The organism is Kitasatospora sp. NPDC058965 (assembly GCF_042741245.1).
GTDB lineage: Bacteria > Actinomycetota > Actinomycetes > Streptomycetales > Streptomycetaceae > Kitasatospora.
Window position 1 is genome coordinate 1 of the sequence record NZ_JBHYKG010000556.1, and the last position, 2,481, is coordinate 2,481.

Sequence of the window (2,481 nt, forward strand, 5' to 3'; positions counted from 1 at the left end):
GGGCGACCGCCCTTCGACGCCTCCTTCCCTCCCGCGGGGCGGCCCGAAACGTCCGGCGCGCCCATTCGACCCCAGAACGAACAAGAAGCAACAGCAGTCTTGACAGGGCCTCAGAAACCGCGTTTCTTAATGTGCTGTCTCGATTGAAACGGAGCGATCCCTAGCGATTCTGTTGAACTTTGATCGAGCAGCACCGGCATCTCCACCCACCCCACCCCCAGGGAGCCCTGCCTTGCGCCCCACCCGACGCGGCCGTACGGCCGCCAGGATCGTCCTGTCCGCGGCCGTCTCGCTCTCCGCCGCCGCCCTCCCCTTGCTGGCCGCCGCACCCCCGGCCGCGGCCCAGTCCAACGGCGTGGCCCTCACCCCACCCATGGGCTGGAGCACCTGGAGCTTCCTGCGCCACAGCCCGAACGAGTCCAACGTCGAGGCCCAGGCCAAGGCGATGGCCGACAGCGGCCTGGTCGCGCACGGGTACACGTACCTCAACCTCGACGACTTCTGGTACCTGAACCCCGCCAGCACCGTGGACACGTACGGCCGTTGGGTCACCGACTCGTCGAAGTTCCCCAGCGGCATGGCCGGCCTGGCCTCCTACGTCCACGGCCAGGGCGAGAAGTTCGGCATGTACCTCACCCCGGGCATCCCGGTGGCCGCCTACAACCAGAACACGCCGATCCAGGGCACCTCGTTCCACGCCCGGGACATCGTCTCCGACACCACGCACTACGAGGTCAACTACAACTTCGGCAACGGGTCGATGTACTACATCGACTACGCCAAGAACCCGTCGGCCGCCCAGGCCTTCCTCAACTCCTGGGCCGACCAACTGGCCTCCTACGGGGCCGACTACCTCAAGATCGACGGGGTCGGCGACTGGGACTCGGCCGACATCCAGCACTGGTCGCAGGCGCTCAACCAGAGCGGGCGCCCGATCCACCTCGAACTGTCCAACTCGCTGGACAACAAGAACGCCGCCACCTGGCAGAAGTACGCCAACGGCTGGCGGATCGACGGCGACGTCGAGTGCTACTGCCCGAGCAGCGCCTCCTACCCGCTGACCAACTGGAACAACGTCTCCCGCCGGTTCGCCGACGCCCCCGCCTGGACCGCGTACGCCGGTCCGGGCGGCTGGAACGACCTCGACTCGCTGGAGGTCGGCAACGGCTCCAACAACGGCCTCACCCCGGACGAGCGGCAGAGCGCCGAGACCCTCTGGGCCGTCAACGCCGCACCCTTGCTGCTCGGCGTCGACCTCACCAACCTCGACGCCGGCGACAAGGCCCTGCTCACCAACGACGAGGTCATCGCCGTCGACCAGGCCGGCCACCCCGCCCACCCCGTCGACCAACTGACCCAGCAACAGGTCTGGAGCACCGCCAACCCCGACGGGTCCTACACCGTCGCCCTGTTCAACCTCGCCGCCACCTCCCAGACCGTCACCGCCAAGTTCACCGACCTCGGCTTCTCCGGCTCCGCCGCCGTCCACGACGACTGGACCCACACCGACCTCGGCAGCGCCACCGGCACCTTCAGCGCCACCCTCAACCCGCACGCCAGCCGCCTGCTGCGGCTGACCCCGGCCACCGGCCCGCACTACACCTCGATCCCGTACAACCTGGTGAACGCGGCCACCGGCCAGTACCTGGACGTCTCCGGCGCGGGCACCGCCGACGGCGCCGGCCTGGTCCAGCAGCCCGCCAACGGCGCCAACGACCAGCTCTGGCAGCTGGTCCCCGACGGCGACGGCTCCTACCGCCTGGTCAACGGCAACAGCGGCCGCCTCGCCAACGACCCCGGGGGCTCGACCACCAGCGGCACCCAGCTGATCCAGTGGGCCGACGACCACGCCGCCAACTCGCACTGGACGCTCACGCCCACCGGCAGCGGCTCCTACACCATCACCTCCCGCTCCAGCGGCCAGAACATCGACGTCTCCGGGACCACCGTGGTGCAGGCGACCGCCTCCACCAGCACCGGCCAGCAGTGGAAGCTCGTCCCGGTCCCCGCCGCCGGTGCCCGGTACAAGCTGGTCAACGGCGCCAGCGGCGGCCGGATGGACGTGCAGAGCGACGCCACCACCGACGGCGCCGCGATCGTCCAGTGGCAGGACAACGGGGCCACGGACCAGCTGTGGACGTTCGCCGCCCAGGGCGGCGGCGCCTACACCGTCGCCAACGCCAACAGCGGCAAGCTGCTCAACATCCCCGGCCCGACCACCGCCCAGGGCACCCAGCTGATCCAGTACCACGACGACGGGAAGAGCAACTCCCGCTGGACCCTGGTCGACGCCGGCCCCAACCTGGTCCAGCTCAAGAGCGTCTACGACGGTCAGCTGATCGACCTCACCAACAGCTCGACCAACAACGCCGCCGCCGTGCTGCAGTGGCCGACCGACGGCGGTGCCAACCAGACCTGGAGCCTGGTCTCGCCCTCCTGACCCCTCCCTCCCCCGACGGCGCGGCCGGTCGGTGCCCACTC

Annotated in this window: 1 protein-coding gene; it reads left to right on the top strand. The window is 69.6% G+C overall.

What is annotated here, in order from left to right:
• The first annotated feature begins 232 nt into the window (after nucleotides 1-232).
• Complete coding sequence (locus ACFW1A_RS40060) at nucleotides 233-2,440, top strand: RICIN domain-containing protein (RefSeq protein WP_380418597.1); 2,208 nt, start codon at nucleotides 233-235, stop codon at nucleotides 2,438-2,440.
• Nucleotides 2,441-2,481 lie beyond the last annotated feature (41 nt).